At 62.5% G+C, this 5512-nt stretch carries 6 protein-coding genes and 1 pseudogene; 5 read left to right on the top strand and 2 right to left on the bottom strand.

Going from position 1 to position 5512, the window contains the following annotated elements; translation table 11 throughout:
• Together JF781_RS27305 and JF781_RS27300 are read right to left on the bottom strand one after the other, a co-directional pair.
• On the bottom strand, positions 1-610 hold a 610-nt coding region (locus JF781_RS27305), incomplete at its 3' end, for an IclR family transcriptional regulator (RefSeq protein ID WP_225330607.1).
• 122 nt (positions 611-732) lie between these two features.
• A complete protein-coding gene (locus tag JF781_RS27300) occupies positions 733-990 on the bottom strand; it encodes an aldehyde dehydrogenase family protein (protein ID WP_083339453.1) in 258 nt (85 codons plus the stop codon).
• A 136-nt stretch (positions 991-1126) separates the two neighbouring features.
• On the opposite strand from JF781_RS27300, the gene JF781_RS27295 reads away from it, so the two are divergent.
• The 5 genes and pseudogenes from JF781_RS27295 to JF781_RS27275 form a co-directional block, all read left to right on the top strand.
• Positions 1127-2431: an IS256 family transposase gene (locus JF781_RS27295; RefSeq protein WP_099250435.1), complete on the top strand. Its 1305-nt coding sequence runs from the start codon at positions 1127-1129 to the stop codon at positions 2429-2431.
• Positions 2432-2477: 46 nt separating this feature from the next.
• Positions 2478-3101, top strand: coding sequence for an ABC transporter substrate-binding protein (locus JF781_RS27290; protein ID WP_273436928.1), 624 nt, complete (start codon positions 2478-2480; stop codon positions 3099-3101).
• Positions 3098-4345 (top strand): acyl-CoA dehydrogenase family protein, encoded by a 1248-nt coding sequence (locus JF781_RS27285; RefSeq protein ID WP_071289705.1) that lies wholly within the window; start codon positions 3098-3100, stop codon positions 4343-4345. Before JF781_RS27290 ends, JF781_RS27285 begins: the two co-directional genes overlap by 4 nt.
• A gap of 273 nt (positions 4346-4618) precedes the next feature.
• The gene (locus JF781_RS27280) at positions 4619-5212 is read left to right on the top strand and encodes a TetR/AcrR family transcriptional regulator (RefSeq protein ID WP_071289706.1); all 594 of its coding nucleotides are present in this window, start codon (positions 4619-4621) and stop codon (positions 5210-5212) included.
• Between the two features lie 111 nt (positions 5213-5323).
• Positions 5324-5512: pseudogene (locus tag JF781_RS27275) on the top strand (hypothetical protein); the annotation flags it as partial.

The following is a 5512-nucleotide window of genomic DNA, read 5'->3' as shown; positions in this document are numbered from 1 at the left end:
CGCTCTTTCTGACCTCTACCAACTCGGCGCACAACTGGGTGAGGGTGCTCACTGAATTCTGGGTGAGTTGTTCCAAATTTGGGTCAGGGTACAGTTTGTGAAGCTCTTCATCGGAGAAGTTGGCAAGCATGGCCTTACCGGTCGACGTGCAGTGTGCAGGCATGGTCCTACCCAGGCGCGATACCACCCGCACGGCGGACGGGCTCTCGAGCGCCGCGATGAAGCGGACCGACGTGCCATCCAGCATCCCGATATGCACTGTTTCCTGCAGCGCATCGCTGAGCTGGCGCAGAATCGGAGCTGCGATGCGCGGTATATCCATTCTGGCGAAAACAGCGAACGCCACCCCGGTCAAGGCCGGTCCGGGCAGATAAGCCTTGCTGATCGGATCCTGGCGGACGAAACCGCGATACTGAAGCATCGATAACAGCCGATGCGCAGTCGACGATGCCACGTCTAGATAGACGCTTGCCTCGGTAAGACGGACCTCTGATCGTTCACCCAGGAGTAGAAGTAGGCGAAGAGCGTTGTCGACAGCCTTGATCGGATACTGAGGCGGTTTAGCGGTACCGAGTTGATCCATTTGTCGCGTTTGCGCCGGTCTCTGCATGGCAGAAAGGGTACCTCCCCTGAGGAACGAGTGAGGCCTGCCGCGCAATTGGTGACTCTTGCGCGATCGGAAGCCCGGGTACCTGGAGTCAAGTATCGTCAGCGCCGCCCGGATCGTTCCGCTCAGCCTCGGGTGCATTCGCGTTCGGCGAAGGCTACCTGGCCACCCAGGACGCCTCCCCTTGATAGCGGGCTCGCGGGCGGTTGGGTCATCGGCTTAACGGTCTCGATCATGCGAAACGCGCTCGTGAACTCCACGTCGAGCAGCGCGAGTTCTTCGGTATGCTCTCGCATGAGTGTCGCCAAAGCTCGCAGCATGGTGCCGCGCTGCCGCGGCGTCCGGAGTGCCCAGTCACGTTGGGCAGCATGCGCAGTCGCCACCGAGCAATGATCAGAACCTGTGGATGAGCCTCGGCGAGGTGGCGTGAAAGTGGGCGCACCTTCCCGAGGATGATCATCACGGAAACAGGATCTCGATCAAGACCGGCGTTGGCGCGCTGGTTGGGAAGGTACGCCCATGCTCACGGTAGTTCACGACGCGGAATCAGCCAACGAGAACGGCAGCGGTGCTGGTCGGTCGTTGTTGGATGAGATCGTCCGCGACGGTGCGCGGCAGATGTTGGCGGCGGCACTGCAGGCTGAAGTAGCCGCCTACGTCGACGCCCATGCCGGTGAGGTCGACGACAACGGTCGGCGTCTGGTGGTCCGCAACGGCTATCACCACGAACGTGACATCCTCACCGCCGCGGGTGCGGTCACGGTGACCGCCCCGCGGGTCAACGACAAGCGCATCGACGCCGTTACCGGTGAGCGGCAACGGTTTTCCTCGGCGATCCTGCCGGCGTGGGCACGCAAGTCCCCGCAGATGACCGAGGTGCTGCCACTGCTGTACCTGCACGGGCTCTCGACGAGTGACTTCGGTCCGGCGCTGGAGCAGTTTCTCGGCTCGAGTGCCGGACTGTCGGCCACGACGATCACCCGGCTCACCAGCCAATGGCAGGACGAAGCGAAGACTTTCGGCGAGCGTGACCTCTCGGGCACCGATTACGTCTACCTGTGGGTCGACGGCATCCACCTCAAGGTCCGCCTCGAGCAGGAGAAGCTCTGCCTGCTGGTGATGATCGGGGTCCGCTCCGATGGCCGCAAGGAACTCGTCGCCCTGGCCGACGGATACCGAGAATCGACCGAGTCGTGGGCCGATCTGCTGCGGGGCTGCCGCCGCGGGATGACCGCGCCGGTGCTGGCCGTCGGCGACGGTGCACTGGGCTTCTGGAAGGCGATGCGCGAGGTCTTCCCGGCTACCCGCGAGCAACGCTGCTGGTTCCACAAACAGGCCAATGTCCTTTCCTGCCTGCCTAAATCGGCGCACCCGGCAGCATCAGCGGCGATCAAAGAGATCTACAACGCCGAGGACATCGACCACGCGCAGGTCGCCATCAAGGCCTTCGAGATCGACTACGGCGCCAAGTACCCCAAAGCGGTCGCCAAGATCGTCGACGACGCCGACGTGCTCCTGGAATTCTACAAATACCCAGCCGAACACTGGATCCATTTGAGAACCACGAACCCGATCGAATCAACGTTTGCCACCGTCCGCTTGCGGACCAAGGTCACCAAGGGCCCGGGATCCCGGGCGGCCGGAATTGCCATGGCCTACAAGCTCATCGACGCCGCGCAAGCCCGCTGGCGGGCAGTCAACGCACCCCACCTGGTCGCCCTCGTCCGTGCCGGCGCCGTCTTCCACAAAGGCAAGCTACTCGAACGCCCCGCCGACATCACACCGCCCGAGCCGGGCGAAACAACCGAAACCGAGGTCGCCTGAAACACCCCGATCCACAGGTATTGACAATATCTCGGCGCGGGGACTTTTGCAGACCCTGCACATCGGGGGGATAGGGGTCGACGACGTCGAGTTGGTGCGTATCGAAAGCCCTGGCGTCGACGTGCCCGAAGAGCGGCTGGAAGCAGCGGCCAGTGTCAAAGGCGCTGACCTGTTTCCCGACGTGGCCGGCCACCAGAGGGACATCCTGGATAGCGGCAACGTTGATGCGCTGTTCACCTGGTTGCCCTGGGCGGCGGAGTTAGAAGATCTCAGCGGAGCGCGGGTGCTCGCCGATCTCGGCGATGACCAACGAAGCCGGTATGCCAGTGTCTGGACGGTCAGCGCTCAGCTGGTTGACGAGCGACCCGACCTGGTGCAACGACTCGTCGACGCGGCGGTCCAAGCCAGCCGTTGGGCACAGGCCCATCCCGAGGAAACCGTTGGCATCCATGCCGCCAACCTCGGGGTCGCGCCCTCGGCGATCGGACGCGGTTTCGGCGCTGATTTCGCCCAACATCTGATCCCACGGCTTGACGACTCGGCACTGGCCGTTGTCGACCAAACTCAACAGTTCCTCCTCGACCACAATCTCCTCGACCATCCGGTGGACCTCACGCAGTGGGCGGCACCGCAATTCCTCACTCAATCCACGACTGGAGACCAGCAATGACCCTGACCGATGACACCGCCACGGCACAGAACAATAGGAATGGCGACCCCATCGAGGTGGCGCGCGAGCTGACGCGAAAGTGGCAAGCTACCGTCGTCGAGCGCGACAAGGCTGGTGGTTCGGCGACAGAAGAGCGTGAGGATCTACGCGCCAGTGGGCTGCTCTCGGTGACCGTTCCCCGGCACCTGGGCGGTTGGGGAGCCGACTGGCCTACCGCTCTGGAAGTGGTGCGTGAGATCGCCAAGGTCGATGGATCGCTGGGCCACTTGTTCGGATACCACCTCAGCACCCCAGCCGTTATTGATCTGTGGGGTTCACCCGAGCAAAGTGAACGCCTACTTCGTCAACTGGCCGAAAACAACTGGTGGACCGGGAACGCCTCCAGCGAGAACAACAGCCACATCCTCGAATGGAAGGTAACTGCCACCCCGACCGACGACGGCGGGTACCTTCTCAACGGTATCAAGCACTTCAGCAGTGGAGCCAAGGGCTCAGATCTGCTCTTGGTGTTCGGCGTGATACCGGAGGGTTCCCCACAGCAAGGCGCCATCGTTGCCGCGGCCATTCCCACCACCAGAGAAGGCGTTCAAACAAACGACGACTGGCAGGCGCTAGGGATGCGGCGCACCGACAGCGGCACCACCGAATTCCACAACGTCGTAGTCCGTCCCGACGAGGTGCTGGGCAAACCCAATGCCGTTGTCGAGGCGTTCCTGGCGTCCGGGCGCGGCAGCCTATTCGGCCCGATCGTGCAGTTGGTGTTCGCAACGGTGTATCTGGGGATCGCGCGTGGTGCGCTCGAAACAGCGCGCGAGTACACCCGAACGCAGGCACGCCCCTGGACGCCGGCTGGGGTTACTCAAGCCGTCGAGGATCCGTACACCATTCGCAGCTACGGCGAATTCGGTATCGAACTACAGGCTGGCGATGCTGCAGCACGTGAGGCTGCGCAGCTGCTACAGACCGCGTGGGACAAAGGTGACGCATTAACTCCACAAGAACGCGGCGAACTCACGGTACAGGTAGCCGGAGTCAAAGCCATAGCCACCAAAGCGGGCCTGGACGTGACCAGCCGAATTTTCGAGGTCATCGGTGCCCGGGGAACCCACCCAAACTATGGATTCGACCGGTTCTGGCGCAACATCCGCACCCACACGCTGCACGATCCCGTCTCTTACAAGATCGCTGAAGTCGGAAACTACGTCCTTAACCAGCGCTACCCGATACCCGGTTTCACTTCCTGACTCCAGGACCGCGCTGCCGGGCACGCGTTAATGCCTGAGAACGGTGGGTCCGTCTGACACAATGGTGGCCGACGGACCCACCCGTTCTCAGGGCAACACTGCCATGTTGGGTGAGTACAGGACAACGCGAGTACTGCAAACCTCCAGATGACAATGATCGTCCAAGTCCGGCGCCGTCTCGTCTCTAGCGACCGTTTTCGAAGAATGGGAGCGCGATTTGGTAGGGGGAACGGGGATCCGATCTCACCGAGAAGCGCGCGCACTCGACAACCGATGACCGCGACAACCGACCCGGACGCAGAACCCGCGTGGTCGCCCCGCGAGAGCGAGCTACTGGGGGTGGCATTGGGTGTCCTGCAGGAGCATGGGTACCACGGCTTAACAGTGGAGGCCGTGGCGGTCGCCGCTCATGCCAGTAAAGCTACCGTCTATCGACGCTGGCCCTCGAAATCTGAGCTGATACTGGCGGCCGTCAGCGAAGGCACCCGTCAGAACGCTGTTGCACCCAACACCGGCACCCTGCGCGGCGACTTGTTGTGTCTTGGCCAGATTATCTGCGAACAGGGCCGAGAACATGCCGGAACCATCCGAGCGGTGCTCGTCGAGATGTCCTGCAATCCCGCGCTCAACAACGTTATGCAAGACCGGTTCCTTCATGAACACAGAGCTCTGGTCTGGCACGTCCTGCAGCAGGCGATCCGTCGCGGCGAGATCGGCGCGGCGGCGGTCAACGACGAGCTTTACGATCTGTTGCCGGGCTACCTGATCTTCCGGTGCATCTTTTCCGACCGACCCCCGACCCCTCCCACCATCGAAGCTCTGGTCGACAAAGCGCTGCTCCCGAGACTCATCTCAGCAACTGAATAACTCCCCTCGACATCGGGGTCACGGTCAGGGACTGGGACCGTCAAGTTTTCTGGGTCTGTCCGGGGGACTGTAAATTTTCCGGTGTAACTCCTGAGTAAGAAGGAGACCACTGTGACCGATGTGATGAATGATGAGCAGCCCGTCGAGCTCGATGCGGTGCCGCTGGAGCCGGCGGCGTTGCGGGAGGCGACCAACGACGAGCTGGTGGCGCAGCTGGCCGCGCGGGCCCGCGCGGAGGGGTTGCAGCTGACCGGTGAGGGCGGGTTGCTCTCCCAGTTGACCAAAAGGGTGGTGGAGTCC

This window comes from Mycobacterium sp. WUMAC-067 (genome assembly GCF_020217485.1).
Taxonomy (GTDB): domain Bacteria; phylum Actinomycetota; class Actinomycetes; order Mycobacteriales; family Mycobacteriaceae; genus Mycobacterium.
This window is presented reverse-complemented; position numbering and strand designations above follow the sequence as displayed.

Excerpts from the sequence above, each read along its gene's own strand:
- JF781_RS27285 (WP_071289705.1), top strand. The coding sequence starts at position 3,098 with ATGACCCTGACCGATGACACCGCCACGGCACAGAACAATAGGAATGGC.
- JF781_RS27280 (WP_071289706.1), top strand. The coding sequence starts at position 4,619 with ATGACCGCGACAACCGACCCGGACGCAGAACCCGCGTGGTCGCCCCGC.
- JF781_RS27295 (WP_099250435.1), top strand. The coding sequence starts at position 1,127 with ATGCTCACGGTAGTTCACGACGCGGAATCAGCCAACGAGAACGGCAGC.